This is a genomic window from Liquorilactobacillus vini DSM 20605 (assembly GCF_000255495.1).
Taxonomy (GTDB): domain Bacteria; phylum Bacillota; class Bacilli; order Lactobacillales; family Lactobacillaceae; genus Liquorilactobacillus; species Liquorilactobacillus vini.
This window is the reverse complement of record NZ_AHYZ01000078.1, coordinates 1-26,575: the sequence shown is the minus strand read 5'-3', so window position 1 is coordinate 26,575 and position 26,575 is coordinate 1. Positions and strand designations below refer to the sequence as shown.

At 37.7% G+C, this 26,575-nt stretch carries 24 protein-coding genes; 21 read left to right on the top strand and 3 right to left on the bottom strand.

The window, feature by feature from the left end:
* The first annotated feature begins 394 nt into the window (after positions 1 to 394).
* From ON15_RS05055 to ON15_RS05015, 9 genes are all read left to right on the top strand, one after another.
* The gene (locus tag ON15_RS05055; protein WP_010580396.1) at positions 395 to 949 is read left to right on the top strand and encodes a LemA family protein; all 555 of its coding nucleotides are present in this window, start codon (positions 395 to 397) and stop codon (positions 947 to 949) included.
* A 27-nt stretch (positions 950 to 976) separates the two neighbouring features.
* Positions 977 to 1,864 (top strand): zinc metalloprotease HtpX, encoded by an 888-nt coding sequence (htpX, locus tag ON15_RS05050; RefSeq protein WP_010580395.1) that lies wholly within the window; start codon positions 977 to 979, stop codon positions 1,862 to 1,864.
* Positions 1,865 to 1,891: 27 nt separating this feature from the next.
* Positions 1,892 to 2,671, top strand: a complete 780-nt coding sequence (locus tag ON15_RS05045) for a hypothetical protein (RefSeq protein ID WP_010580394.1) — start codon at positions 1,892 to 1,894, stop codon at positions 2,669 to 2,671.
* Positions 2,672 to 2,827: 156 nt separating this feature from the next.
* Positions 2,828 to 4,195 carry a UDP-N-acetylmuramoyl-tripeptide--D-alanyl-D-alanine ligase gene (locus tag ON15_RS05040; protein ID WP_010580393.1) on the top strand — a complete coding sequence of 456 codons (1,368 nt, stop codon included), beginning with the start codon at positions 2,828 to 2,830 and terminating at the stop codon, positions 4,193 to 4,195.
* A gap of 30 nt (positions 4,196 to 4,225) precedes the next feature.
* Positions 4,226 to 5,710 carry a DEAD/DEAH box helicase gene (locus ON15_RS05035; protein WP_010580392.1) on the top strand — a complete coding sequence of 495 codons (1,485 nt, stop codon included), beginning with the start codon at positions 4,226 to 4,228 and terminating at the stop codon, positions 5,708 to 5,710.
* Positions 5,711 to 5,866: 156 nt separating this feature from the next.
* A complete protein-coding gene (gene acpS / locus ON15_RS05030; RefSeq protein ID WP_010580391.1) occupies positions 5,867 to 6,235 on the top strand; it encodes a holo-ACP synthase in 369 nt (122 codons plus the stop codon).
* Between the two features lie 14 nt (positions 6,236 to 6,249).
* On the top strand, positions 6,250 to 7,365 hold the full coding sequence (alr, locus tag ON15_RS05025; protein WP_010580390.1) for an alanine racemase: 1,116 nt from the start codon (positions 6,250 to 6,252) through the stop codon (positions 7,363 to 7,365).
* A 36-nt stretch (positions 7,366 to 7,401) separates the two neighbouring features.
* Positions 7,402 to 7,653, top strand: a complete 252-nt coding sequence (locus ON15_RS05020; protein ID WP_010580389.1) for a hypothetical protein — start codon at positions 7,402 to 7,404, stop codon at positions 7,651 to 7,653.
* Between the two features lie 16 nt (positions 7,654 to 7,669).
* Positions 7,670 to 8,038, top strand: a complete 369-nt coding sequence (locus tag ON15_RS05015) for a type II toxin-antitoxin system PemK/MazF family toxin (RefSeq protein WP_010580388.1) — start codon at positions 7,670 to 7,672, stop codon at positions 8,036 to 8,038.
* Between the two features lie 51 nt (positions 8,039 to 8,089).
* Here ON15_RS05015 and cbpA read toward each other — a convergent pair whose 3' ends face one another.
* From cbpA to ON15_RS05000, 3 genes are all read right to left on the bottom strand, one after another.
* Complete coding sequence (gene cbpA / locus ON15_RS05010; protein WP_010580387.1) at positions 8,090 to 8,725, bottom strand: cyclic di-AMP binding protein CbpA; 636 nt, start codon at positions 8,723 to 8,725, stop codon at positions 8,090 to 8,092.
* Positions 8,726 to 8,919: 194 nt separating this feature from the next.
* Positions 8,920 to 9,885, bottom strand: a complete 966-nt coding sequence (locus ON15_RS05005) for an L-lactate dehydrogenase (protein WP_010580386.1) — start codon at positions 9,883 to 9,885, stop codon at positions 8,920 to 8,922.
* A 208-nt stretch (positions 9,886 to 10,093) separates the two neighbouring features.
* Positions 10,094 to 11,092: a D-2-hydroxyacid dehydrogenase gene (locus ON15_RS05000; protein WP_010580385.1), complete on the bottom strand. Its 999-nt coding sequence runs from the start codon at positions 11,090 to 11,092 to the stop codon at positions 10,094 to 10,096.
* A gap of 317 nt (positions 11,093 to 11,409) precedes the next feature.
* On the opposite strand from ON15_RS05000, the gene pth reads away from it, so the two are divergent.
* The 12 genes from pth to lysS all read left to right on the top strand — a co-directional run bounded on the left by pth (position 11,410) and on the right by lysS (position 26,083).
* Positions 11,410 to 11,979 (top strand): aminoacyl-tRNA hydrolase, encoded by a 570-nt coding sequence (pth, locus tag ON15_RS04995; RefSeq protein ID WP_010580384.1) that lies wholly within the window; start codon positions 11,410 to 11,412, stop codon positions 11,977 to 11,979.
* A gap of 10 nt (positions 11,980 to 11,989) precedes the next feature.
* Positions 11,990 to 15,535, top strand: a complete 3,546-nt coding sequence (mfd, locus tag ON15_RS04990; protein WP_010580383.1) for a transcription-repair coupling factor — start codon at positions 11,990 to 11,992, stop codon at positions 15,533 to 15,535.
* Positions 15,513 to 17,051, top strand: coding sequence for a polysaccharide biosynthesis protein (locus tag ON15_RS04985; protein WP_010580382.1), 1,539 nt, complete (start codon positions 15,513 to 15,515; stop codon positions 17,049 to 17,051). Before mfd ends, ON15_RS04985 begins: the two co-directional genes overlap by 23 nt.
* A 16-nt stretch (positions 17,052 to 17,067) precedes the next feature.
* Positions 17,068 to 17,319, top strand: a complete 252-nt coding sequence (locus ON15_RS04980) for an RNA-binding S4 domain-containing protein (RefSeq protein ID WP_010580381.1) — start codon at positions 17,068 to 17,070, stop codon at positions 17,317 to 17,319.
* An 80-nt stretch (positions 17,320 to 17,399) separates the two neighbouring features.
* The gene (locus tag ON15_RS04975; protein WP_040524828.1) at positions 17,400 to 17,798 is read left to right on the top strand and encodes an FtsB family cell division protein; all 399 of its coding nucleotides are present in this window, start codon (positions 17,400 to 17,402) and stop codon (positions 17,796 to 17,798) included.
* An 89-nt stretch (positions 17,799 to 17,887) separates the two neighbouring features.
* The gene (locus ON15_RS04970; RefSeq protein ID WP_010580379.1) at positions 17,888 to 18,379 is read left to right on the top strand and encodes a S1 domain-containing RNA-binding protein; all 492 of its coding nucleotides are present in this window, start codon (positions 17,888 to 17,890) and stop codon (positions 18,377 to 18,379) included.
* 67 nt (positions 18,380 to 18,446) lie between these two features.
* Positions 18,447 to 19,823, top strand: a complete 1,377-nt coding sequence (gene tilS / locus ON15_RS04965) for a tRNA lysidine(34) synthetase TilS (protein WP_010580378.1) — start codon at positions 18,447 to 18,449, stop codon at positions 19,821 to 19,823.
* Complete coding sequence (hpt, locus tag ON15_RS04960) at positions 19,820 to 20,365, top strand: hypoxanthine phosphoribosyltransferase (RefSeq protein WP_010580377.1); 546 nt, start codon at positions 19,820 to 19,822, stop codon at positions 20,363 to 20,365. The genes tilS and hpt overlap by 4 nt, the downstream gene beginning before the upstream one ends.
* Positions 20,366 to 20,444: 79 nt before the next feature.
* Positions 20,445 to 22,496, top strand: a complete 2,052-nt coding sequence (gene ftsH / locus ON15_RS04955; protein ID WP_010580376.1) for an ATP-dependent zinc metalloprotease FtsH — start codon at positions 20,445 to 20,447, stop codon at positions 22,494 to 22,496.
* Between the two features lie 84 nt (positions 22,497 to 22,580).
* On the top strand, positions 22,581 to 23,459 hold the full coding sequence (gene hslO, locus ON15_RS04950; RefSeq protein WP_010580375.1) for an Hsp33 family molecular chaperone HslO: 879 nt from the start codon (positions 22,581 to 22,583) through the stop codon (positions 23,457 to 23,459).
* A gap of 75 nt (positions 23,460 to 23,534) precedes the next feature.
* Complete coding sequence (gene dusB / locus ON15_RS04945) at positions 23,535 to 24,554, top strand: tRNA dihydrouridine synthase DusB (protein ID WP_010580374.1); 1,020 nt, start codon at positions 23,535 to 23,537, stop codon at positions 24,552 to 24,554.
* Positions 24,555 to 24,643: 89 nt separating this feature from the next.
* The gene (lysS, locus tag ON15_RS04940) at positions 24,644 to 26,083 is read left to right on the top strand and encodes a lysine--tRNA ligase (protein WP_412768434.1); all 1,440 of its coding nucleotides are present in this window, start codon (positions 24,644 to 24,646) and stop codon (positions 26,081 to 26,083) included.
* The last annotated feature ends 492 nt before the right edge of the window (positions 26,084 to 26,575 follow it).

The window sequence follows — 26,575 nt, the reverse complement described above, 5'->3', positions numbered from 1 at the left end:
CGTTATATTGAAATTACTTGTAATTCTTAATTATCGGATTATAATGAAATATATGCGATGAGTCGAGAAGAACCAGGTAATGGATTAACATTATTTTGCTGCGGCAATTAATGGTTCAATTCGAAGCGGGACACGATTGCCAACGGAATTTTTGGTGTGCTTATGTCATTCATTGTGGAGTGAATGACATATATCGATAATAAGATCGATACCGCGGGCCGGAGTGAAACGTTTGTTTTGTTCCGGCTTTTATTTTGGCTTCTTTAATTTTTTAGATTATTATTAATTTTATTTTTTTTTAAGGTAGGAATACTTTCAACCAACAAATCAGTCTGGTATGATAAGGCAAGGATAGTTACATTTTATGGTGTAATTAAGTAATGGAGGAACTCAAATGACTTGGATCATTGTTTTAATTATTATAATTGTTTTAGTGTTGGGCTATATTGCACTTTATAATGGTTTGCAGCGGGCTAAAGTTTATACTGATGAATCATGGAGTCAAATTGATGTTCAACTGAAGCGGCGAAATGATTTAATTCCCAATTTAGTTGAAACAACTAAAGGCTACGCCAAACATGAACGGGAAACATTTGCACAAGTTGTTAGTTTAAGGAACCAATTGATGGGGGTTCCGGCTGATCAGCCACAAAAAAAGATGGAACTTTCAAATCAATTAAGTGAATCATTAAAATCGATTTTTGCGCTAGCTGAAAATTATCCTGATTTAAAAGCTAATCAGGAATTTACTAAATTGATGGAGGAACTTTCAAATACTGAAAACAAAATTGCATATTCCCGTCAGTTGTTTAACTCAAGTGCAGCAGCTTATAACCAGAAATTACTAACTTTCCCATCGAATTTGGTTGCTAAGATTCATGGGCTGGCAAAGGTTGCTTATCTTGAAGTCCCAACTGAGGAAAAAAATGCACCTAAGGTTTCTTTTTAAGGTTAATTACAAAGGAGAAAGTTAAGTATGCTGTTTCAGCAAATTGCGAGTAATAAACGAAAAACTTTATTAGTAATGATTGTTTTTTTGCTGTTAGTGGCTTTGATTGGTGCTTCTTTAGGTTATGTTTTTTGGAACAGTACAAGTGCAGGTTTAATTTTAGCGTTGATTTTAGGAACTTTTTATTCACTGTCGATGTTTGCCCAATCAACAGAAGTGGTTATGCGCATGAACAATGCAGTTGAAATTAAGGAGGAACAACAATATCCAGAATTGTGGCATATTATTGAGGATATGACCTTAGTTGCTAAAGTTCCGCTGCCACGAGTTTTTATTATCGAAGATCCAAGTCCCAATGCCTTTGCAACTGGTAGAGATCCGCAGCATGCCGCGGTGGCTGTTACGCGGGGCTTGTTAAATCGTTTGAACCGCGAAGAGCTTGAAGGAGTAATTGCACATGAAGTATCCCATATCAGAAATTATGATATTCGGTTACAAACCATTGCATTGGCTTTGGTTTCGGTTGTTTCAGCCCTAGTTAATATTGGGATGAATTCCTTCTGGTGGGGTGGTGGCCGGCGTCGCGATAATGACAATAGTGGAGCAAATGTGCTTGCACTAATTTTATCAGTAGTTGTTTTGATTTTAGGGCCGTTAGCTGCAACTTTGGCGCAGATGGCTTTGTCACGTAATCGTGAATATCTAGCTGACGCTTCCGGGGTTGAGCTGACACGTAATCCCCAAGGGTTAATCAATGCATTAAAGAAAATTTCAGTTAGTGAGCCAATGAAAAAAGTTGATCCAAGCAGTGCATCATTGTATATTGCCAGCCCTTTTAAGTCGAATTCATGGGCACATTTATTCGATACTCATCCGCCAATTGAAGATCGAATTGCTCGCTTAGAAAAAATGTAGAATTTTAAGTGAAATCGAGGAAAACAGATGCGCAACAATATTGTCTATGTGCATATTGAAAAAGTTTCCCATTTAACTTTAACTTATGGGATTTCGATAATTGATTTTTTAGCTGGAATCAAAAAAAAACCAGAAAATGTCTTGTCACTTGGGGTAGTTGATCCATCGCAAGAAATTGATATCTATTCTGGCTTTAATATGTATATTGGTCAAAATCAAGTACAAAGTTTTTTGCTAAGTCAGGCACAAAATGATTTACAGTGGATTGATTTTGATCATTCCTTTGATTTAGAATCTTTAACGCCGCAGGAAGTGGCTGAGATGTTATATTTGGGTCATGCTTTTACTCACCTGAAGTCACCGTTTTATTATAAATTACAGAATGATTTTGTTTATTTAACGTTGCCAAATGGAGCAAATAAGATTTACTATCGCTATTTGCCAAGTTTTTATCGTGTTTTATCGAAAAGCTTAACCCGGCATTTAACAGTCGCTTACCGAGAAAAACGAACCTTTTTTTTAAGAAAGCGTATTGCTGACTTTCCAGAAACCCTCGTGCGGCAATTGTTGACGTTGTTAATTGGTGGAGCAGTTTTTGACTTTGGCAACATCCAAATTCATGGTCAGGAATTAACAGTTTCGCTTTTAACAGCACCAGAGTCGGTTTACCAACTAAAGTGGCATGAACCGACGATGCTGATCGAAAAATCATCATTAGTTGGGAACTTAAAATATAATTTAACTTCACGAAAATGGCAGTTAATCGTTCTATCGCCAGAAGCTTTTGAAGATAATCTTAACTTTTAATTGGTTGGTCCTCCTCAGCAGCTAGTTTTAACTGAGGAGGATTCGTGCGTTTTCCGTCAAGATTATGATTGTGATACAATAGCAGAGGTACTACTTAATAATCATTTTGAGATGAAAGATTTAAATCAGCTTGGAAGTTGAAAGGAAGTTTTACTGATGAAGATGCAACTAGCAGAAATTGCGAAAGCACTTAAAATTACTATCAAAGAAGATTGGGAAAATGTTACGGTGACGAGTGTGTCTTTTGATACTCGTACTTTGCGACCGGGAGCATTATTTATTCCTTTGATTGGGGAAAAAGATGGTCATCATTTTGTTGAACAGGCAATTGCAAATGGTGCCGTCGCAACCCTTTGGCAGGCTGATCATCAAAAAACGACTTTTTCATTTCCAATGTTAGAAGTTAATAATACACTAGCTGCATTGCAGAAATTGGCTAAATATTATTTGAATAAAATTAATCCGCGCGTAATTGCGGTAACTGGCAGTAATGGTAAAACTACAACCAAAGACATGATTGCTGCTATTTTAGCTACCAGCTTCAATGTAAAAAAAACTCAAGAAAATTTCAACAATCAGATTGGTGTGCCAATGACTATTTTGAACATTGAACCAAATACAGAGGTTTTAGTTGTTGAAATGGGTATGGATCATTTTGGTGAGCTTGATCATTTGAGTCGTTTGGTTTCACCAGACATAGCGGTTATCACGATGATCGGTGAAGCTCATATCGAATTTTTTGGTACTCGGGATAAAATTGCCGATGCTAAGATGGAAATTACTCACGGCTTAAAAGAAGATGGCGTTCTGGTTTATAACGGTGATGAACCTTTGCTGCGAGAGCGGACTAGCAGACTTTTGCAGGAAACACGGACGTTTGGTGGTGCACAAGACAATGATTATCGCGCAATTAATGTCGTTAGCAACGAAAAGCAAACTGGTTTTCGAGTTACTAAGTGGCCAGAACTTAATTTTACCGTTCCAATGATTGGCTCATATAATGTTAAGAATGCTCTGGCTGCATTGGCAGTTGGTGATTATTTTCAAATTCCGGTAAAAAAAATGGCAGCAGCGTTGAGTAATTTTTCAGTGACAGCAAATCGAACGCAGTGGATCGCTGGCAGCCAAGGAGAAATGATCTTAAGTGATGTTTATAATTCTAATCCAACGGCAGCTAAGTTGGTTTTAAGGGCTTTTTCTCAAGTCCCGACTGCCGGTAAGCGAGTGGTCGTTTTAGGTGACATGCTAGAGCTGGGATCAGCTTCACCGCAGTTGCATGCAAGCTTAGCCCAGGCAATCGATCCACAAAAAATTGCTGAAGTTTTCTTATGTGGGACACAAGTTAAAGCTTTAGCAGCCAAATTAGTTAATAAATTTTCTAATGACCAACTTCATCTTTACGATTTAAATCATCAGGCACAACTGATTGCGGATTTAAAGGATTCACTTAAGGCCCAAGATTTGGTCATGCTTAAAGGAAGTCATGGAATTCACCTTGAAAATGTTTTAGCAGCACTAAAATAAATTAAGATTTAATTATAGGAGGATATTTTTTTGAAATTTACAGAACTCGGCCTTTCAGAAGATTTATTAAAGGCAATTAAGCGTAGTGGCTTTGAGGAGGCAACACCAATTCAAGCAGCAACTATTCCTTTAGTTTTGAAAGGTGACGATGTTATTGGTCAGGCTCAGACTGGAACCGGGAAAACAGCGGCGTTTGGCCTGCCAGTCTTGGAACACATTGACGTTAAATTGAATGAAATTCAGGCGTTGATCATTTCTCCAACTCGTGAATTAGCAATTCAAACGCAAGAAGAACTTTATCGTTTGGGTAAAGATAAAAGAGCTAAGGTTCAGGTAGTCTATGGAGGAGCAGATATCAGTCGCCAAATTAGGGCATTAAAACGAGCACCGCAGATCCTGGCTGGGACTCCAGGAAGATTGTTGGATCATATTCGGCGCCGGACGGTCAAACTTGAACATGTTAAAACAGTTATTTTGGATGAAGCTGATGAGATGCTGGATATGGGTTTTGTCGAAGATATTGAAAGCATCATCAAGGAAGTACCTTTACAACGACAAACGTTGCTCTTTTCGGCAACCATGCCACCAGCTATCTTGAAGATTGGTGAGAAATTTATGACTGATCCTCAGATTGTAAAAATTAAAGCAAAGGAACTAACAACGGATTTAGTTGATCAATTTTTTGTGCGTGCACGGGAAATGGAAAAATTTGATACAATGACGCGAATCCTAGATGTCCAGTCCCCTGATTTAACAATTGTCTTTGGGCGGACAAAGCGTCGAGTTGACGAGCTTTCTAAAGGCTTAGAAGCTCGCGGCTACAATGCTAAGGGAATTCACGGTGATTTGTCTCAGCAACGTCGCTTAAGTATTTTGAAGCAATTCAAGGCTGGTAAACTGGATATTTTAGTTGCAACGGATGTGGCAGCTCGAGGATTAGATATCTCTGGAGTTACGCATGTTTATAATTATGATATTCCTCAAGACCCTGAGAGCTATGTTCATCGGATTGGTCGGACAGGAAGAGCTGGACATCATGGTGTTTCAGTAACTTTTGTCACTCCAAATGAAATGGATTATTTAAGAGTAATTGAAAAATTGACTAAAAAACGGATGATGCCGCTCAAACCACCAACTGAGCAGGAAGCTTTCATTGGCCAAATGTCGTCAGCTATGAAGGAAGTAGCCGGGTTAGTCGACAAAGTTGATACTGACAAATTTGCTGATCAAGCGGAAAAACTTATAGGCAAGTACGATGCAATTGATTTAGTAGCTGTTTTATTAGATGAACTAACTCATGACTCTGCAACTGAAGTACCAGTCAAGATTACGCCAGAGCGTCCATTACCAAGAAGAAAGAAAAACGGTTTTCATAAAAAGCGTTTTAGCTCTAAAAAAAGATCATATAATAGCAATCATCGCAATTTTGAGTCCAAAAAAGATAAACGCCGAGAGAAATTTTCAAGACGTGCAACTTCTAACCAGCATGGATACAAAATAAGAAATAAGGGCTGAATAATTGAATAAATATTAAGGCTGTGGTTGGTTTAAATGCAGTCAGGGTGACTATTCGTACTGAAAAGTTGGATAGTCATTTTTTTATTTTTTACTAAGTTGAATTTGTGGTAAAATTACAATGAGATTCAACTATAATTAAGTTAGGTGAAAAAAATGATTTTTGGTATTGGAATTGATTTAACCGAGATCAGCCGAATCGAGCGCGCTTGGGAAAAACATCCGAGATTTATTGAACGGGTCTTAACACCTAACGAAAGATCAGTCTTAGCAAATTATTCTGGTCGGCGACAGCTAGAGTTTTTAGCAGGTCGCTTTTCAGCTAAAGAGTCTTTTTCTAAGGCTTACGGCACTGGAATTGGCAAGTTTGTTTCTTTTTCAAATATTGAGATTTTAACTGATTTGCATAGTGGGCGGCCCATTATTGCCAAGTATCCGCAAGCAGATCAATTTCAGGCCTTTTTGTCGATTTCCCACACGGATTCTTTGGTAATGACTGAAGTGATTTTAGAAAAGCAAGTTTGAGAGAAGGATTTTTTATGGTTGTAGCATGGCATCGCCCAACAAAAGCAGTGATCGATTTGACAGCGATTAAAAAGAATATTAAAATTGAAAAAAATTTATTGGGACCTAACCAGCAAATATTTGCTGTAGTTAAAGCCAATGCATATGGTCACGGAGCAATTCAAGTTGCTTATGCGGCTCGTCAAGCAGGGGTCACCGGTTTTTGCGTAGCTGTCATTGATGAGGGGCTGCAGTTGCGACAAGCTGGTATTAATGAACCAATTCTGATTTTAGGGATCAATTCACCAGTAACTGTACCGGTCATGGCAGCCAATCAATTAGCAGTAGCAGTTGATAGCTTAGAATTTCTAAGGCAGGCCGCAAAATACTTACAAATTGGTCAGCGGTTGAGTGTTCATTTAGCTTTAGATACCGGAATGAGTCGAATTGGTTTTAAGAAGCAAGCTGATTTACAGGCAGCAGTTGCTTTTTTAAGGAATAATCCGGATAAATTTGATTTCGCTGGTATTTTCTCTCATTTTGCAACTGCCGATGCTAAGAGCGATGACTATTATCAAGTTCAATTAGCTAATTTTAAACGTTTGGTATCCGTTGTCGATCCGTTGCCGCGGTATGTTCATGTTGCAAATTCAGCAGCTTCATTGTGGCATCGAGAATGCGGTGGAAATTTAGTTCGTTTAGGAATATCAATGTACGGTTTGAACCCTTCTGGCAAAGAGTTACAACTTCCACAAAAGTTCTTTCCGGCACTTAGTTTAATTAGTGAGCTGGTCTCAGTTAGGCAACTAAAGGCCGGCGAGTCTGTTGGTTATGGCAAAACATATACAGCAACTGAGAATGAATGGATTGGGACAGTTCCACTAGGGTACGCTGATGGTTGGCCAAGAAGGTTACAAGGTGCGCAAGTCCTAATTGCGGGGCAAAAGTGTGAGATTATTGGGCGAATCTGTATGGATCAATTCATGGTCCGATTGCCACGACAATTGCCTGTTGGGACAAAAGTGACAATGATTGGCAAGGATCAGCAAAATGAGATTACCATTCAGGAAGTTGCTGAATATGCTAAGACGATCCATTACGAAATTCTTTGTGGTTTTTCAGATAGAGTAGCACGGGTGTATTTAAATTAATTTTGATTTTTCAAATTATCGAGGGTGGAATGACTAGTGGTTTATCAAAATAAATTTGGTAAAGATATCTTCAAGAATGAAAAAGATCGTCTAAATGCTTATTGTGCTTATTATGCAATCGATCAATATCAATTAGAAAAAGATCCTTCACTACTGGAATATGTTATTAAGCATCAAAAAATTCTGGATGATTTGATTCGAGGCTACGAAGAAATGGGACCACTAAATAAAAAAATTTGCAGTGAATTTGTGAGTTGCGAATGTGAGGTCAAATTAACCAAAAAATAATTAAAGGGAGGCTCGTATGGCAGGTAAGGAAGTAAAACGCGGTGATATTTTTTTTGCTGATTTATCACCAGTCGTTGGATCAGAACAGGGTGGGAAAAGACCTGTTCTAATTATTCAAAATAATATTGGTAATCGTTATAGTCCAACCGTGATTATTGCTGCGATTACTGCTCAGATTCAGAAGCCGAAGATGCCGACACATGTTGGTTTAAGAGCAGCAAAAGTTGGAATTGAAAAGGATTCGGTGGTTTTATTGGAGCAGATTCGCACAATTGATAAGCAGCGATTGCAAGATAAGATTGCCCATTTAACAGATGAAGAAATGCTTCAAATCAATCAAGCTATTGATGTTAGTTTGGGCTTGACTGAAATACATAAGAATTAATTTTAATATAATCATAAAAAACAAGCTGATCTTTTTCGACCAGCTTGTTTTTTAGTCTTGTAAGTTTTCGATTTCAGTTACTTTAAATTCTTTGCGTTCCAAATTGGCGACAATTTTTTTAAGCTTCTCATTGGTGATTCCAGCTGGGAGAGTAAATAATGTTCGGTGAACCAGATTTGTTGCTTGAACATCTAAGGTAATACAGCTAGCAATTGAGGTATATTTGGTAATAATCTTAGCCATGCTGACTAAATCACCACGTTCGCCAGTTGAAACAACTGTTAAAACATAACTGCCAACGTTAACATTCCAAGATTGCGAAAGCATATTTAACAAACTTGAATGGGTCAAAATTCCATAGAAAAAGTTATGTTCATCTAGGACTGTAATATAAGGCAAATCCTTAATAGTGAAAAAAATATTAAAAAATGCTGAATCTAAGGTAATAAATTTAGTAGCATTTTTAAGTAAGTAAGTGACTGGTAACTGCATATCGCCACCACGTGATTTATGGCGGTAAATATGCATTTTATAAATATTTCCTCGAAAAATCTGACCGGTTCGATCTAAGATCGGAACGCAACGGAAGCCTGAGCTTTCAAGGACTTGTAAGGCTTCCGCTAAAGTAATGTCTTCTCTAACAGTTGTTAGAACTTTTTTAGGTTTGATCAAAGATTTAAATAGCATGAACATCCTCCAAATTAAAATTCCCTAATACATCTTAGCATAGATTTAAGATAAAGAAAGAGTAAATTTAGGTAATATTAGAAAAAATTCTAATTTGAAAAAGCAATTAAAATAACAGCAAAAAATTTGGAAAATAAAAAACCCGGGAAATGATCTTCATTCTCCGGATTTTTTTAGACTGTCAATCAAGTAGATTAGTTTTTCTTTAAATTATTTAATCCATCTGTCAAAACTTGTTTTAAGGTTTTAGCTGAAGCTGCCATTTTTTGGTTTTCTTCGGTATTTAACGGTACCTCTAGAACTTTAGCAATTCCGTTACCATTAACGATTGCTGGTGTCCCAATATAAACGTCCTGTAAGCCATACTGGCCATCCATGAATGCCGAAACCGGCAAAACAGCATTTTCATCACGCAAGATGGCTTTTGACAGACGAGCAAGTGCAGTAGCTACACCATAGAAGGTAGCACCTTTTTTATTAATGATTTCATAAGCTTTATTACGAACATCATCTTCAAGCTTTGCTAAATCTTCTTTTGTAAGACCTTTTTCTTTTGCTAAAACAGTAACTGGTACGTTACCAACAGTTGCAGTTGAAAAGGCAGCAAATTCAGAATCACCATGCTCACCCATAATGTAAGCGTGGATTGAACGTGGATCGTTAACATCCAAAGCTTTGCTTAAAGCAACCTTCAATCGAGATGTGTCAAGAGAAGTACCTGAACCGAGGACACGATTCTTTGGAAAACCAGAGAACTTCCACGTAGCATAAGTTAAAATATCAACTGGGTTGGCAGCTACTAAAAATACCCCATCAAAGCCAGAGTCGACAACGGGTTTAACAATACTTGATAGGATCCTCAAGTTTTTGTTAACCAAATCAAGTCGAGTTTCACCGGGTTTTTGCGGTGCACCAGCAGTAATAACTACTAAGTCGGCATCCTTGCAATCAGAGTATTCACCGGAATAGATTTTTTTGGGGAATGAAAGTGGGGTTGCATCTTCTAGATCAAGCGCATCTCCTTGGGTACGATCTTTGACGATATCAACGATCACGAATTCTTCGGCAACTCCTTGAAGAGCCATTGCATAAGCATAAGTAGAACCAACGGCACCGTCACCGACTAAAACAACTTTTTGATGATTTTGTGTTTTTGACACAGAACTTCATCCTTTCATAGTGAATTTTTTAACACTTCAATTATATCACGTTTAAAAAAGATAAGTAATTCATTTTCCAAATTGTTTTCATGCAAATTAACGGCTTTTTTTGCAAAAAAAAGCAGTTGAAATAATTTTCAACTGCTTTTTCTAAAACTAAATTTTAATGTTTTTCCCCAGTTAGCTAGTTTCTTCACTTAACAATTGCTTAAAATTTCACTAATTTGTCAGAGTTTCCAGTTTCAATTAATGATTTGTTTGCGTCCATTGCAAACCAAACCATATTATGAACCGCTTTTTTAGTATAGAAGGCAATGTGTGGGGTAACAAGAACATTATCACGCTTCAACAAATTCTTTAATCGTTCATCTGGAATCTTATCAAAACTGCCGAAATCAGTATTGAAAACGCCAACTTCATCTTCATAAACATCAAGCGCAGCACCTTTGACTTTGCCAGCATCAAGTGCACGAATTAAAGCATCAGTGTCGACTAAAGTTCCTCGAGCCGGATTCAAGATATAAACGCCATCTTTCATTTTGCTGAAGGCTTCGTCATTTAACATATGCTCATTTTCTTTAGTTGCTGGAGCATGAATTGAAAGTACATCTGATTTAGCATATAATTCTTCTGGTGTATCAACATAGATGCCCTCCTTTTCCAATTCTGGATTATGGAAAACATCATAGGCAATAATTTTAGCGCCAAAACCACGGTAGATTTGAATAGCAGCACGACCAATGCGACCGGTAGCAAAAACACCAACAGTCATTTGATTCAATTCTTCTGCAACATCGGGAGCCCAACGCAAATCGCCGTTAGCAATTTTACGATCAAATGTCTTTGTATTGCGTAGTAACCGCATTAATTCAGTTACTGTAAATTCAGCAATAGCCTGTGGAGAATAAGCCGGCACATTAGTAATTTTAAAACCATTTTGCTTAACTGCAGTAGCATCGATATTATCAACGCCGACATTTCGCAAAGAAATATTTTTAACGCCATAGCTAGCCAATTTATTTAGAACATTGGCTGTATAAGGCTTTTGCTGATAAACAACTACTCCATCAGCTTCTTTAGCTAAGTCAACAGTAGTTTCATCAAGTAATTTGCCGGTTGAAGTTACTGTAACTTCAGGATTGGCTTTACTCCATTCATTTAAGTAAGGTTTTTCATCGGCACGGATACCATAAGCAACAATTTTCAAAATAATTACCTCCTAATTTTCTAAAAATAAAATGCCGCCTATATTGTAACATAATTTAAAAATTCAGTTACAGAAAATTTGTTACAAATGTAGCTAGATTATTATGATTTTTTTAAAAAATAAAGCTGTTAAAAGATTAGCAATTGAATTATGATTCACAAAAAATGAAAGTTTATGAAACATAGTACTTTTGAAATTTGAAAAGGTAAATGGAAATGTTTTAAGATTAGAATTTATTACTAGGTTATAGTAATATTTAACTTTGAAGATGATAGAATTAATAGTAAATATAAACAAATAGGAATGGTGCGTTAGTTATGAAACTTGTTGTTGGATTAGGAAACATTGGAAAAGAATATGAGGGTACGCGGCATAATACTGGTTTTATGGTGCTTGATCATTTAGCTCAGCAGGCTGGTTTGACCTTTACAGGACCGCGACAAGAAGCAATGATAGCTAAAGATCACTGTTACCAACAGACGATCCTCTTAGCTAAACCAACGACTTATATGAATGAATCTGGTCGAAGTGTCCGGGCGCTGTTAAATTACTATGATTTAGAACCAAATGATCTCCTTGTTGTCCACGATGATTTGGATCTGCCAACTGGGCAATTGCGTTTGCGTCAAAAAGGTTCAGCAGGGGGACATAATGGAATTAAAAGTATTATCGCAGCTGTTAATGGACAAAACTTTAAGCGGATTCGGATTGGAATTGATCATCCAAACAAGCAAACAGTTGTTGATTGGGTTTTGTCACGTTTTGATGCCCAGCAGCACGACTTAATTACTCAAGGAATCGATCAAGCAATCGCAGCAATAAGATTTTGGCTGGAAACTGATGATTTTAATCAAGCTATGAATCGTTTCAATCATAAGGAGAAATAAAATTTCAAAAATGAAAATTGAGGATATCTTTTTAAAGTTGCCAGGGTTAAATAACTTTTTAACGGTTATTAAGCAAAGTCAAAAAAGTAATTTTTTATTAACAGGCATTCAGCCAACAATCAAAGCTTTTTTATTGGCTAACATTTTACGACAGTTAAAAATTCCGTTGCTGGTGATTGAGGATAACTTAAATCATGCACAAGGGTTGGTTGAGCAATTAACAGCTCTTTTAGGAGAAGAAAAGGTCAACTTTTTTCCGGTTGAAGAAACGCTGGCTGCACAAGCAGCAGTGGCCTCGCCGGAGTATCAAGCAGAAAGGATTAAAACACTGGCTGGAATTCGACAGGATACGATTACTGTAACAACAATCAGTGGGGCGACGATGCCGCTTTTGCCACCAGAGATGTGGCAAGAAAATATTTTGCAATTGAAGATTGGTGATGATCTTACTGGCCTAGATTTGACGAGTAAACTCGTGGAGCTAGGCTATGTTCGTGAGCAATTAGTTGCTAAGCCGGGTGATTTTGCAATTCGTGGTTCGATTATTGATGTTTTTCCTTTAAACGATCAAAATCCGGTTAGGATCGATTTATTTGATACCCAAATTGATTCACTGCGAAAGTTTTCAGTAACTGATCAACGCAGTATTGAAAATATTGAAAGCATCAAATTTTATCCAGCGACAGAGTATCCGTTGAATGAGACGTTACAAAGGGCTGCATTATCGCAACTGAATTTGCTTTACCAGTCGGCGGTTAAAAGAATTACTGAAAAAAAGCTCGTACAACAGTTACAGTCAACTTTTAATGATTTGCAACTGGCTTTAAAAAATTATCAATTTCCTAAAGCAGCAGCGGGATATCGGCGAAAATTACTAAACACGACAGTTTTATTGACAAGCTATTTTCCCAATAATGCAATTTTAATCTGCAGCGACTATGCCAGAGTTAAAGAAAATGATCGGTTAAGATTGCAAGAACAGTCTGCTTGGGAAGTTAATCAACTGGCTCAAGGGAAAATGTTTAAAGCAACTTCGAACTTACCAGACTTGCAACTGGTTTTAAAACAATCACCGCAAAACAAGCTTTTTCTGTCACTTTTTCGTAAGGGAATGGGTCGTCTAAAATTTGCTGCCACTGCTGACCTGCAAGTTAGAATTGTTGAACGTTTTTTTGGGCAAATACAGCTATTGAAATCAGAAGTGACCCGCTGGCAAAAACAAAAACAAACCGTTATTTTTGCGATTGCTTCTTCCAAAAGGTTGCAGAAATTTTATCAAACGCTAACTGATTTTGGAATCAAAGTTGTCATCAACCAAAGCAATCAAATTATTAGCGGGCAATTACAGTTGATGCCATTAAATTTTACACAGGGCTTTGAATTGCCAGAAGTTAAATTGACAGTTGTTACTGAAAATGAACTTTTTCGGAAAATCAAAACAAAACCATTCCGGCGCCTGACGATGGAAAATACCGAACGCTTAAAGAGCTATACGGACCTAAGAAAGGGTGACTTTGTTGTTCACGTCAATCATGGGATTGGACGCTTCTTAGGTATTAAAACCATGGTGGTTGCTGGTAAGCATCAAGATTATTTAACGATTGAGTATCAAGATCAGGGAAAATTATTTGTTCCAATTAATCAAATTGACCGGGTTCAAAAATATGTTTCGGCTGAGGGAAGGACACCGCATGTTAATAAGCTTGGCAATGGCGAATGGGCTAAAACCAAACGCAAAGTGGCGACTAAAGTTGAAGATATTGCTGATGATCTGATTGAATTATACGCACAACGACAGTTGAATAAAGGCTTTGCATTTTTGCCGGATGATGATTTGCAACGGCAATTTGAAGCTGCCTTTCCGTATACGGAGACTCCAGATCAATTACGAAGCACTGCTGAGATCAAGCATGATATGCAGCAGGTTCGTCCAATGGATCGACTTTTGATCGGTGATGTTGGCTATGGAAAAACCGAGGTTGCTTTGCGAGCAGCTTTTAAGGCAATTGAGAGTGGCAAACAAGTAGCATTTTTAGTGCCAACGACGGTTTTGGCACAACAACATTATGAAACGATGCTAAATCGTTTTAATGAATTTCCAGTTAAAGTTGGAATCCTATCACGCTTTCGAACGCCTAAGCAAATTAAGGAGACCATTAATAGTTTGCAATCTGGTCAGCTAGATATTGTGGTCGGGACACATCGCTTGTTATCAAATGATGTTAAGTTTAGAGATCTCGGCTTGCTAATTATTGATGAAGAGCAGCGCTTTGGCGTTAAACATAAAGAAAAAATCAAACATTTGCGGTCGAATATTGATGTTTTGACGCTTACCGCAACTCCAATTCCGCGAACCTTAAATATGTCAATGCTAAAAGTTCGTGATTTATCAGTAATTGAAACCGCTCCTTTGAATCGCTTCCCAATTCAAACTTACGTGACGGAACAGGATTTTGGTTTGGTAGCCGATGTAATTCATCGTGAAATCAGTCGTGGAGGACAGGCTTTTTACTTGCATAATCGAGTTGCTGATATTGAAAAAACGGTCAGTGAATTAAAAGCACTAATTCCAGATGCACGAATTGGTTATATTCATGGACAAATGAGTGAAAATCAGTTAGAACGAATTCTATTTGATTTTCTTAATGGTGAGTATGATGTTCTAGTTACTACCACGATTATCGAAACTGGGATTGATATGCCCAATGTTAATACTTTAATAGTTGAAGATGCTGATCGAATGGGGTTAGCGCAGCTCTATCAGCTTCGTGGCCGCGTTGGTCGAAGTAATCGAGTAGCCTATGCATATTTTATGTATCGACCCAATAAGGTTTTAACTGAGGTTAGCGAAAAAAGACTAGAGGCGATCAAAGATTTTACCGAACTAGGTTCAGGTTTTAAAATTGCAATGCGTGATTTAGCAATTCGTGGTGCCGGGAATTTATTGGGCAAACAGCAGCATGGTTTTATCAATTCGGTTGGTTATGATCTTTATGTTCAAATGCTGCAGACAGCAGTTGCCAAAAAGCAGGGTAAGCGGCCAAGCATCAGCAGTGATGCAGAAATTGAGCTTAATTTGGAAGCTTATTTGCCTAAAACTTACATCAGTGATCCGCAACAAAAGATTGAAATTTATAAGCGAATTCGGAGTATAGAGAATCAAACACAATTTGATGAAGTTCAAGCAGAATTAATCGATCGTTTTGGCGAGTACCCGCCAGCTGTTGCCAATTTGTTGGCAGTTGGCCGATTGAAAATGTTGGCTGATCAAAGCTTGGTCAAAACAATAACACAAAATAAAATGCGTTTTTCAATTGTTTTTGAAACCCAATTTGCCAAACTTCTGAATGCCCGTCAGTTGCTTAAGGCTTTGGCACAAACTAAACTGAAAGCTACGATCAAGGGTGATGCAGATCAATTAAGGGTTGTCTTTTATCAGCAGCCACAAACGACAATTGAAGATACCCTAACTCAGATGAGCAAGTTGTTTACGGTCTTGAAGCAAGAAATTAAGACAGCAAAGGAGAGAGTCCATGGGGCAGCATCAGCCAAATAATTTGATTTTACGAGGAACCGTTCTTTTGACGCTATCTTCGTTGATCATTAAGATTTTAAGTGCGGTTTATCGTATACCTTTTCAAAATTTGGTTGGCAATACTGGTTTTTATATCTATCAGCAAGTTTATCCGCTTTATGGCTTGGGGATGACTTTTGCTTTGAGCGGTTTTCCGGTATTTATTTCCAAAAAGGTTGCCGAGCAGCCGTCAATCAAAAAAAAATATTTGATTGGTCGAGATTACTGCTACGTTTTAGTAATTTTGGGGATCAGTTTATTTTTATTAATTGAGGGAAGTGCTGGCTTTTTAGCTAAGCTAATGGGCGATCCACAATTAATCTGCTTGATTCAAAATGTTGGTTGGATGTATTTATTGATGCCTTTTTTAGCTTCTGGTCGTGGTTTTTATCAAGGCTTGTTTGATATGAAGAAGACTTCTTATTCACAGTTGGTCGAGCAAACAGTGCGTGTGATCGTAATTATTTTGGCAGCCTACTGGGCAAAAAAAACAAGTAGCTCACTCTATCAAGCTGGCAGTTGGGCAATGTTGGGCGGAACCTTTGGTGGGCTAGCGGCAATGCCATTTTTCTTGAAGACCTTTATCAAGGATTTTTCACATTTACAGGTTAAATTGAAATGGAGCCGTTTGGTTGATTTAGCTAAGCCGCTTTTTACAGAAGGATTACTGTTTTGTTTAAATGCTGCTTTACTAATTTTGCTTCAATTAATTGATTCGTTTACTTTCAGAAACGCTTTGCAGGCGAGTGGAGTCAGCTTTGATGCAGCAGCAAATTTGAAGGGGATTTACGATCGCGGGCAGCCACTGGTTCAATTAGGTTTAGTAGTAACCAATTCACTGGCAACTAGCTTTTTGCCAGAATTGGTCAAAAGCCGACAGTCAATTAATTTGAGGGGCTTTCAATCAAAAGTGCGCAAGCTATTTCAGGTGGCCTTATTATTTGCTTTAGCGGCAGCAGCCGGTATGAGTGTGTTAATGCCACAGATCAACTGGTTATTATTTAATGATTCTTTAGGTTCTGTAACTTTAGCAGTCAACAGCTTGATGATTCCTTTGGCTACTTTAGTAATTCTAGACAATGTTCTATTACAAAGCCAAAATCGGCAATTTCAGGTAGTTTTAATAATTAGTGCAATGATTTTGCTTAAACTGATTTTAAATTATCCGCTAGTCTTTTATTTTGGAATTGTAGGTGGAGCAGCAGCTTCGGATTTAGCGTTGCTAGCGGCTGGATTAATTGGCGGTTATTTAGTGACAGATATTGGTTTTAGCTATTTAAAAAATGGCAATTGGCGAAAATACTTAGCGGTTGTTGTTCCCATGATTGTGGTGGTCAAAATTGTCAGTTGGTTAATGGAATTGATCATTGTTCCAAATCGATTTAATAATATTTATGTCTTAACAGTATCGATTTTATGTGGAGTTGGAATTTTTGTCGGATTAAGTATCAAATATAAGTTGTTAGATTTAAAAATCATTAAAAAAAATCTTGAATAAAGAATGGAGAAGAAAAATGCGTCTTGATAAATATTTGAAAGTATCACGTTTGATCAAACGCCGAACAGTCGCTAAACAAATTGCTGATCAAGGTAGAATTTTGATTAATCAAAAAATTGCTAAATCATCGAGCAGTGTGGTTGTAGGAGACCAGTTAACTTTAAAATTTGGCAATCGGTTGGTAACGGTAAAGGTAGTCTCTTTAAATGAAAATGCTAAAAAAAATGAAGCCAATGAACTGTATCAGATTATCGAAGAAAAATCGTAAAATAATTAGATTGGAAATTAGACTGTGCACCAAGCATTTTGGTATAATTAATGCAAATGATTAATTTAGGAGTGGATGATTTGAACGAAAGTCAGAAAAAAATCAAAGTGCTTCAAACTCCTTACTTTAAACAACAGTCTTCCCAGTCGCAAATTCGGGCACGACGTAAACAACTTAAGCGAATTCATCGAAAAAGATTATTAGGCATTAGCTTGATTTTTTTGGCTGCTTTTTCGTTCTTGGCTTTTCGGATTATTAAAACGCAACATTCAACTGCTGATGTTGTTCAACAGTCAAATGTTGCCCAGAAAAAGTTAAAGCAGGTAACAACTCAGCATAAGAATTTAAAACAGCAGGTTAAACAGCTGAATAATGATGATTATTTACAAAAACTCATTAGGGAAAAATATTACTACAGTAAGAGTGGAGAAACAATTTACAATTTGCCAGCAGGAAGTCAAAATAATATAGCAAAATAAAATTGTTCTATAATTTTTAATGCTTGTTGCATCCCTTGCTAGTCGTGTTATACTGAAGTGTATACAATTTAAGGAGGAACAGCTTTTTTATGTCAATTGAAGTAGGGGCTAAGGTCACTGGTAAAGTTTCTGGAATTACTAATTTTGGCGCTTTTGTGGATTTAGGTGAAAAAAAGAATGGGTTAGTTCATATTAGTGAAATTTCTGACAGTTATGTCAAAGATATTCATGATGTTTTAAGTGTTGGTGATAAAGTTACAGTTAAAGTCCTTTCGATTGCATCGGATGGCAAGATTGCTCTGTCGATTCGTAAAGCTGTCGACAAAACTCCTCAGTCTTCAAAGGGTAGCTATTCACAAAATAGTCATTTTGAAAAGCATCGTGCCAATCATAGTGCGGTTGGTGTTAAAACACATAATTCCAGCGCTGTGAGAAATCATAATTTCCCAAGATCTGAAAGCAAGCCAAAAGATTTTGACAGTTTACTAGCCGGTTTCTTAAAAGAAAGTGAAGCACGTTTAACTTCACTGAAGCGAAATACAGAAGGAAAACGTGGAGGTCGTGGCGGCCGCCGCAGTTAAAAATTGAAAATTGTCCTTCATTAAGAATTAAGTTTAATGAAGGCAATTTTTTTTGAGGTGATTAATCATGAAATTTAGTGATAGATTCTTAATAAGTTTCAGTTCAATCAATCATTCCTCTAAAGTTTTGGCAGCAGTATCAACGGGCGTTGACTCAACTGCTATGTTGGATTTGCTGTTGCATTTACCAAAAGCAAAACGTCCGCAAGTTTATGTTGCTTACATAGATCATCACTTGCGAAGGCAAAGCAAAGAAGAAAGTCAATACCTTAAAGAATTTTGTGTGAAGCATGGTTTGAAACTGTTTAGCTTGGACTGGCCGACAGAAATTCATCCAACAACTGGAATTGAAGCAGCTGCAAGGAAATTTCGCTATAATTTTTTTAAGAAGGTAATGCAAGAAAATAATATTGATGAGCTATTAACCGCGCATCATTTAGATGATCAAATTGAAACCTTTTTAATGAAATTGATTCGTGGCGGTCGTTTGACCCAATTAGAAGGAATTAAGCCACGAACAGAGTTCTCTGAAGGATTGTTTTTGTTGCGTCCCTTGTTGCCGTTTACTAAGAATGAATTGCGGCAATATGCTCAAAAAAAACATTTGAAATATTTCGAAGATCAAACTAACTATCAGACTAATACTTTGCGTAATCGACTGCGGCAAATTATAATTCCTGAATTAACTCAGGAAAATTCGAAGTTTAAAAATCATGTTGTTGATTTTATGCAGCAGCTAAATATAGATGAAGAGTTATTGAATTATGAAGTTCAAAAAAATTTTAATGATCTTTTAATCACGCCGGCTCAATTTTCACTTGAATTTTGGCAACTTAAATCTGAATTATGGAAACAAAAACTATTGGAAAAAGTTTTCGAGACAAACATAAAAAAATTCAAGCGAGAACAAGTGGCTGAAGCAAAAAATTTGTTGGAAAATAAATATAAGCCTCAAGGTCGACTTGATTTAGGTAATGGTTATGAGTTTTATAAAGACTATAATTTTTTTGGAATTTTAAAAAACACTTCTAAAAAGTTTGAGTCTTCTCAGAAATATGAAACAAAGCTTAAACTTGGCAATTGGATCAAATTGCCGGATAATAATCTAGTAGGCCTCTTTAGAACAGATCATTCAGTTCCTGATGTGAATTGCGCCACGGATGCGCTGTATCTTTCTGGTCGAATTAAGTTTCCATTAAAAATTCGCCATCGCAGACCTGGTGATAAACTAGCAACTAAGATTGGTCATCAAAAGGTCAAAAAAATTTTAATTGATCAAAAAGTCAATTCGCTAGCTCGGAAGCAGGTTTGGATAGTTTGTGACCAATCAGATCAGCCGCTGTGGTTGATTGGTTATAAAAAATCCGATATACTTCAAACTGATACAGTAAGAATAAGTAACAGCGAATATGTGATAATTTTTAGGAATGAGGATGCTTTATGAATCGGGATATTGAGAGAGTGCTTTACAGTCAGACACAAATTGCTGAGACTTGTCAGCAGCTAGGTGCTCAGCTTTCAAAAGATTATCATGGCAAGAAGCCCTTAGTTATTTGTGTTTTGAAGGGCGCTATTCTGTTCATGTCCGATCTTGTGCGCCAGATGGATACGGATATGGAAATGGATTTTATGGATGTTTCAAGCTATGGTAATGCAACTGAGTCTTCTGGAGCAGTCAAAATTTTAAAAGATCTAGATATATCAGCTACTGACAGGGATGTTTTGATTGTTGAAGATATAATTGATACAGGGAGAACCTTAGCATGTTTAGTTGATTTGTTGAATCATCGACATGCTAAAACAGTAAAGATCTGCACTTTATTGGATAAACCTGAACGTCGGGAAAAAAAGATTTCACCAGACTATGTTGGATTTAAAGTTCCCAATGAATTTGTTGTTGGATATGGGCTCGATTATCAAGGATTATATCGCAATCTGCCATATGTTGGGATCTTAAAACCAGAGATTTACATGCAAAATCAATAGTCAATATTAGTCAAATGTGCTATTATTTAAATAATGGTCGTTCTTACGATTAAAGGACGTTAGGTCAAGGAGGAAACCAATGAACAATAAGAAGAATGGACTTTTTAAAAACAGTCTGTTTTATATTGTGATTTTCCTTGGGATCATGGGAATGCTTTATTACTTTTTCGGAGGGAAAGGGAATTCTCAATCTCAGCAAATCCAATCAAGTCAGTTTATAACTGAATTAAAAGACAACAATGTCAAAAGTTTCACGATGCAACCATCTGGCAGTACCTATAAGGTAACTGGTACCTATCGTCAGCCTAAAAAAGTTTCAAGTTCCAGTGGCTTAGGTAGCTTTGGTGTTTCAAGCAATGAGACGAAGTCATTTACTACCAATGTGTTAACCAATGATGTTGCTGTTAAGCAAATTCAAAAGTATGCTCAGCAAAATGACGTTAAGAATAGTGCCAAGGAGGAAGAGTCAAGCAGCTTGTGGCTACAGTTATTAATTTATCTGTTGCCAGTGGTTTTCTTCATTTTCTTCTTCTACATGATGATGGGTCAAGCTGGTCAGGGCGGCGGCAATGGCCGAGTTATGAATTTTGGCAAGTCTAAAGCAAAACCAGTTGATAAAAAGTCGAATAAGGTTCGCTTTTCAGATGTAGCTGGTGCTGAGGAAGAAAAGCAAGAATTAGTTGAAGTTGTTGAATTTTTACGCGATCCAAATAAATTCCTTTCACTAGGCGCGCGGATTCCTTCCGGTGTTTTGCTTGAAGGCCCTCCAGGTACTGGTAAAACTTTATTAGCCAAAGCGGTTGCGGGCGAAGCTGGAGTTCCGTTTTTCTCAATTTCCGGGTCGGATTTTGTTGAAATGTTTGTTGGTGTCGGCGCAAGTCGTGTGCGTGACTTATTTGAAAATGCCAAGAAAAATGCCCCGTCAATTATTTTCATTGATGAAATTGATGCTGTTGGACGTCGGCGGGGCGCTGGCATGGGCGGTGGCCATGATGAGCGTGAACAAACGCTTAACCAATTATTGGTTGAAATGGACGGCTTTGAAGGCGATGAGGGTGTCATCGTGATGGCTGCTACTAACCGTTCGGATGTTTTGGACCCGGCTTTATTACGGCCAGGTCGCTTTGACCGCAAGATTTTGGTTGGACGTCCAGATGTTAAGGGACGTGAAGCTATTTTGAAAGTTCATGCTCACAATAAACCGTTAGCTAATGATGTGGATTTAAAGATGATAGCTAAACAGACTCCTGGGTTTGTTGGTGCTGATTTGGAGAATTTGCTGAACGAAGCGGCGCTATTAGCTGCTCGGCGGGATAAAAAGCAGATTGATGCTTCTGATATTGATGAAGCGGAAGATCGAGTAATTGCTGGGCCGGCTAAGCGTGATCGGGTCATCAGCAAGCATGAACGCGAGACAGTTGCTTTTCATGAGGCAGGGCATACAATTGTTGGTCTTGTCTTGAATGATGCTCGCGTGGTTCATAAAGTGACGATTGTTCCGCGAGGTCGTGCTGGTGGATATGCTATTATGCTTCCCAAAGAAGACCAGATGCTTTTGACCAAAAAGGATATTACTGAGCAAATTGCTGGTTTAATGGGTGGTCGTGCTGCTGAGGAAATAATTTTCCATGAGCAATCTTCCGGTGCCTCAAATGACTTCCAGCAAGCTACTCAATTAGCACGAGCGATGGTAACTGAATATGGGATGAGCGATAAGCTAGGGCCAGTGCAATATGAAGGCCAAAGCGCAATGTTTGCTGGTGACGCTTATCCGGGTCAACCAAATTATTCAGCTCAGACGGCCAATTTAATTGATGAGGAAGTTAAGCAGCTCTTGAATGAAGGCATGGTAACTGCTAAGAAGATCATTCAAGAACATCGTGACCAACATCGGACAATTGCTGAAGCTTTGTTGGAATATGAAACGCTGGATGAAAAGCAGATTTTGAGTTTGTTTGAGACGGGCAAGATGCCTGAAAAACAAGAAGAATTTCCGAGTGAAAAGGCGGCAACTTTTGAGGAATCAAAGGAAGCGTTGAAGCGCAAGGAAGCAGCTAAACAAAAAGCTGATCAAAGTCATGATAATGATGATGGTGGCAATGACACCACAACTTATTATCCCAAAGATTAGCAAGGATTTTAAATAGATGAAATAAGGCGGAATAAGACTTAAGGTTTTGTTCCGCTTTGTGTTTTTTTGATTCGAGGAGAAAGTATGCAAGATTATTTAACCAAAGTAATGGCTTTTAATGGCCAATTTAGAATTTACGTTGCTAATACTACCCAATTAGTAACCCGAGCCCAGCAAATTCATAATACTAAGCCTCTAGCAGCAGTTGCTTTGGGCAGAACGCTAACTGGCACTGCGCTTTTAAGTGCAGCTTTACTTAAAACAAGCGGACTTTTGACTATAAAAATTCAGGGAAATGGGCCGTTAAGTCCAATTATTGTTGATGGTAATGCTCAAGGACAAGTAAAGGGCTATCTTCATCACCCAGAGTATGACTGGCCACAAAACGACTTGCAGTCAATTTCGCTTCAACAAGCAGTTGGTAAAAATGGAAACTTAGCAGTTATCAAGGATCTCGGCTTAAAAACGCCATTTACCGGACAAGTTCCGTTGGTATCAGGAGAAATTGGTCAGGATTTAACCTATTATTTAGCTAAGTCGGAGCAAATGCCTGCAGCAGTCGGCGTTTCAGTTACATTAAAGCAAAATTTTGATATCAAGTCAGCTGGGGGTTTTTTAGTTCAAGTATTGCCGGGGGCACAGCCAAAGATGGTTGAGAAAGTTGAAAAACGGATTGAAAATTTGCCGGCGATCGGTGACTTACTGGCAGAAGACGGCAGTTTAGAAAACCTGATTCTTCAAATTGTAAAAAAAGATCAATTTGAGATTTTAACAAAAATGCCACTTAATTATAGCTGTAATTGTACTAAAGAAAAGTTTGCTAAAGCTTTAGCTAGTTTGCCGGAGAAAGATTTAGCGACAATTCTTAATGAAGATCACCAGGCAGAAACAGTCTGTCGTTTCTGTGGGAAAAAATATTTTTTTAGTGAGTTAGAATTAGAAAAACTGCTAAAATTAAAATAAACGTTAAGTTAGTTTTTAATTTAAATTGATTTATGATATGATGCAAAAGAATAATTAGATAAATGAGGTGTCGCAATGAAGTGGAAGATCGGTGACATTACGATCCCAAATCAAGTAGTTGTAGCTCCGATGGCTGGAGTTACCAATGTAGCCTTTCGCATGATCTGCAAAGAATTTGGCGCTGGTTTAGTCGTTTGCGAGATGATCTCTGATCGTGGAATTCAGTTTAGAAATAAAAAAACCTTAGAAATGCTCAAATTTGATTCACGGGAGCATCCGGTTAGTGTGCAAATTTTTGGCGGCAACAAAGAAACCTTGTTAGCAGCAGCTGAGTATATTGAAGAACATACCAATGTTGATATCATTGATATTAATATGGGTTGTCCGGTTCCTAAAGTAACCAAAGCAGAGGCTGGAGCAAGATGGCTGTTAGACCCAGATAAAGTTTATGAGATGGTTCATGCGGTGGCTTCAGCTTGTCACGTGCCAGTAACTGTTAAAATGCGGACGGGCTGGGATAGTGATCATTTATATGCAGTTGAAAATGCATTAGCTGCTGAAGAAGGTGGGGCGGCAGCATTAGCAATGCATGGAAGAACGCGCGCTCAGCGGTATACTGGCCATGCTGATTGGGCCGTCTTGAAGGAAGTTGCTGATCACTTGACTAAAATTCCGTTTATGGGCAATGGTGATGTCCGGACGCCACAGGAAGCCCAAAAAATGTTAACAGAAGTTGGCGCAGATGCGGTGATGATTGGTCGGGCAGCTTTAGGTAATCCATGGATCGTTAAACAAACGGTTGAATATTTGGCTGGGAAACCCGTAGCGGCTGAGCCAACTCCAGCTGAAAAGATTCAAGTTGCTAAAGAGCATTTACATCGTTTGGTAGCATTAAAGGGTGGCTATATTGGTCCCCGGGAGTTTCGGACTCAGGCAGCCTATTATTTAAAAGGTATTCCGCGTTCAGCAAAAGCTAAAGCAGCTTTAAACGCTGCCGATACTGAGGAAAAAATGATTGAAATTTTTGACTGCTTTCAACAAGAAGCTGAAGAATTTATCGCAAAAAGGGCAGCTCGGCGTGCTAAAATAGGCTAGGAAGATTAATTTGCAGTAAAAGAACTGGAGGATTAAAGTTGGCAAAAGTAGAAAATCTCAATGATCAATTGAAAGTAAGACGTGAGAAGATGGATGAACTTCGGCAGGAAGGAATCGACCCATTTGGACATCGATTTGTTAGGGACTCAATGTCGCAAGAGTTACATAACAAATATGATGGTTTGAGCAAGGAAAAATTAGAAGAACTTGAAGCCAAAGTCACAATTGCAGGCAGAATGGTTGCTAAACGTGGGAAGGGCAAAGTTGGTTTTGCTGATATTCAGGATCGCGATGGACGTATGCAAATTTATGTCAGAAAAGATGTAATCGGTGAAGAAAAGTATCATATTTTTAAACGTTCTGATTTAGGCGATCATTTAGGCTTGACAGGGACGGTTATAAAAACGGATACTGGTGAGTTGACGCTGAGGGTTACTGATTTGACTTTTCTTTCAAAAGCGTTACGTCCTTTGCCAGACAAATTTCATGGTTTACAGAATGTTGAACAGATTTATCGTCAGCGGTATTTGGACTTGATTTCAAATCGAGATAGTTTTGAGCGCTTTTTAAAACGTACTAAGATTATCTCAGCAATTCGCAAATATTTGGATGAGCAACGTTTTATTGAAGTTGAGACACCAGTTTTGCATAATCAAGCTGGTGGTGCAGCTGCTCGGCCGTTTATTACGCATCACAATGCTTTGGATATTAATTTATATTTGCGAATCGCTTTGGAGCTTCATTTAAAACGCTTGATCGTGGGCGGTATGGAAAGAGTCTATGAAATTGGTCGTGTCTTTCGGAATGAAGGCATTGACACCAAACATAATCCAGAGTTTACTATGCTGGAGTCTTATGTAGCCTATTATGATTTTACAGATGTTATGGATGAAACTGAGGGAATTTTTAAAGCCGCCGCTAAGGTTGTTTCTAATAATAGTCAAATCGAGTATCAGGGCAATCCAATCGATTTTAATAAGCCGTTCAAACGAATTCATATGGTTGATGCAATCAAGGAAGCAACTGGAATTGACTTTTGGCAGCCAATGACCCTGGGAGAAGCTCGCAAATTAGCTGACGAAAATCACGTTCATTATGAACCATATTGGAAAGTCGGTCATATTATTAATGAATTCTTTGAGACTTTTTGTGAAGCAAAAATTAAGGATCCAACCTTTGTTTATGGACATCCAATTGAAGTTTCGCCATTGGCTAAGAAAAACGCTAAGGATCCACGCTTCACTGATCGTTTTGAATTATTCATTTTGGGAAATGAATTTGCTAATGCCTTTAGTGAACTTAATGATCCGATTGATCAACGTCAGCGTTTTGAAGCCCAAGTCAAAGAGCGTGAAGCTGGTAATGAGGAAGCTGAAGGAATCGATGAAGATTATGTCGAAGCGCTGGAATACGGTATGCCGCCAACTGGAGGTTTAGGTATTGGAATTGATCGTCTAGTAATGTTAATGACAGATGCTCCATCAATTAGAGATGTTTTGTTATTTCCAACATTAAGACCCGATAAATAAGTTAGCTTTGATATTTAATAACTATTAATAGTCTTGGATAAGATGCAGTATTTTATTTTCAATTAGAGTGGCGTGTAATTGAAAACTAAATACTGTATTTTTTTGAAGCAAACTTTGTTGGATTGAGAATAATTTTTTTAATAAAATCGCCTCCGCTCTTTTAAATTTTAACTTTTGCCAGTAATAACAGAAATTACCGCTTTTTTGAGAGTTAGACAAGCTTAGTTTGGTAGGATTGTTATTGTAAATTGGCTTTTTTCTGATGTTGCATTGAAATATAAATTTAGCCGGCAAAAATATTTCTCAAACTTACGATTCTTGCTTGATTTGCCTTTTTTAGATGAGATTGATCTCAGAATTGATAAAAGTCAAGTCATAGTTTTTATTTATTTTTTGTCAAAGGGGAAAAAAGCTTGCTAATTTTGGTCAGCATGATATAATAAAAAAGTTGACTGTTATGTGAGCTGACAATCAGCTTGAAACAGCAATTAA

Excerpts from the sequence above, each read along its gene's own strand:
- hslO (WP_010580375.1), top strand. The coding sequence starts at position 22,581 with ATGCAAGATTATTTAACCAAAGTAATGGCTTTTAATGGCCAATTTAGA.
- htpX (WP_010580395.1), top strand. The coding sequence starts at position 977 with ATGCTGTTTCAGCAAATTGCGAGTAATAAACGAAAAACTTTATTAGTA.
- ON15_RS05055 (WP_010580396.1), top strand. The coding sequence starts at position 395 with ATGACTTGGATCATTGTTTTAATTATTATAATTGTTTTAGTGTTGGGC.
- cbpA (WP_010580387.1), bottom strand. The coding sequence starts at position 8,725 with ATGCTATTTAAATCTTTGATCAAACCTAAAAAAGTTCTAACAACTGTT.
- ON15_RS04985 (WP_010580382.1), top strand. The coding sequence starts at position 15,513 with ATGGGGCAGCATCAGCCAAATAATTTGATTTTACGAGGAACCGTTCTT.
- acpS (WP_010580391.1), top strand. The coding sequence starts at position 5,867 with ATGATTTTTGGTATTGGAATTGATTTAACCGAGATCAGCCGAATCGAG.
- mfd (WP_010580383.1), top strand. The coding sequence starts at position 11,990 with ATGAAAATTGAGGATATCTTTTTAAAGTTGCCAGGGTTAAATAACTTT.
- ON15_RS04980 (WP_010580381.1), top strand. The coding sequence starts at position 17,068 with ATGCGTCTTGATAAATATTTGAAAGTATCACGTTTGATCAAACGCCGA.
- ON15_RS05040 (WP_010580393.1), top strand. The coding sequence starts at position 2,828 with ATGAAGATGCAACTAGCAGAAATTGCGAAAGCACTTAAAATTACTATC.
- lysS (WP_412768434.1), top strand. The coding sequence starts at position 24,644 with ATGGATGAACTTCGGCAGGAAGGAATCGACCCATTTGGACATCGATTT.
- ON15_RS05015 (WP_010580388.1), top strand. The coding sequence starts at position 7,670 with ATGGCAGGTAAGGAAGTAAAACGCGGTGATATTTTTTTTGCTGATTTA.
- tilS (WP_010580378.1), top strand. The coding sequence starts at position 18,447 with ATGAAATTTAGTGATAGATTCTTAATAAGTTTCAGTTCAATCAATCAT.
- ON15_RS04970 (WP_010580379.1), top strand. The coding sequence starts at position 17,888 with ATGTCAATTGAAGTAGGGGCTAAGGTCACTGGTAAAGTTTCTGGAATT.
- dusB (WP_010580374.1), top strand. The coding sequence starts at position 23,535 with ATGAAGTGGAAGATCGGTGACATTACGATCCCAAATCAAGTAGTTGTA.
- ftsH (WP_010580376.1), top strand. The coding sequence starts at position 20,445 with ATGAACAATAAGAAGAATGGACTTTTTAAAAACAGTCTGTTTTATATT.
- ON15_RS05045 (WP_010580394.1), top strand. The coding sequence starts at position 1,892 with ATGCGCAACAATATTGTCTATGTGCATATTGAAAAAGTTTCCCATTTA.
- hpt (WP_010580377.1), top strand. The coding sequence starts at position 19,820 with ATGAATCGGGATATTGAGAGAGTGCTTTACAGTCAGACACAAATTGCT.
- alr (WP_010580390.1), top strand. The coding sequence starts at position 6,250 with ATGGTTGTAGCATGGCATCGCCCAACAAAAGCAGTGATCGATTTGACA.
- pth (WP_010580384.1), top strand. The coding sequence starts at position 11,410 with ATGAAACTTGTTGTTGGATTAGGAAACATTGGAAAAGAATATGAGGGT.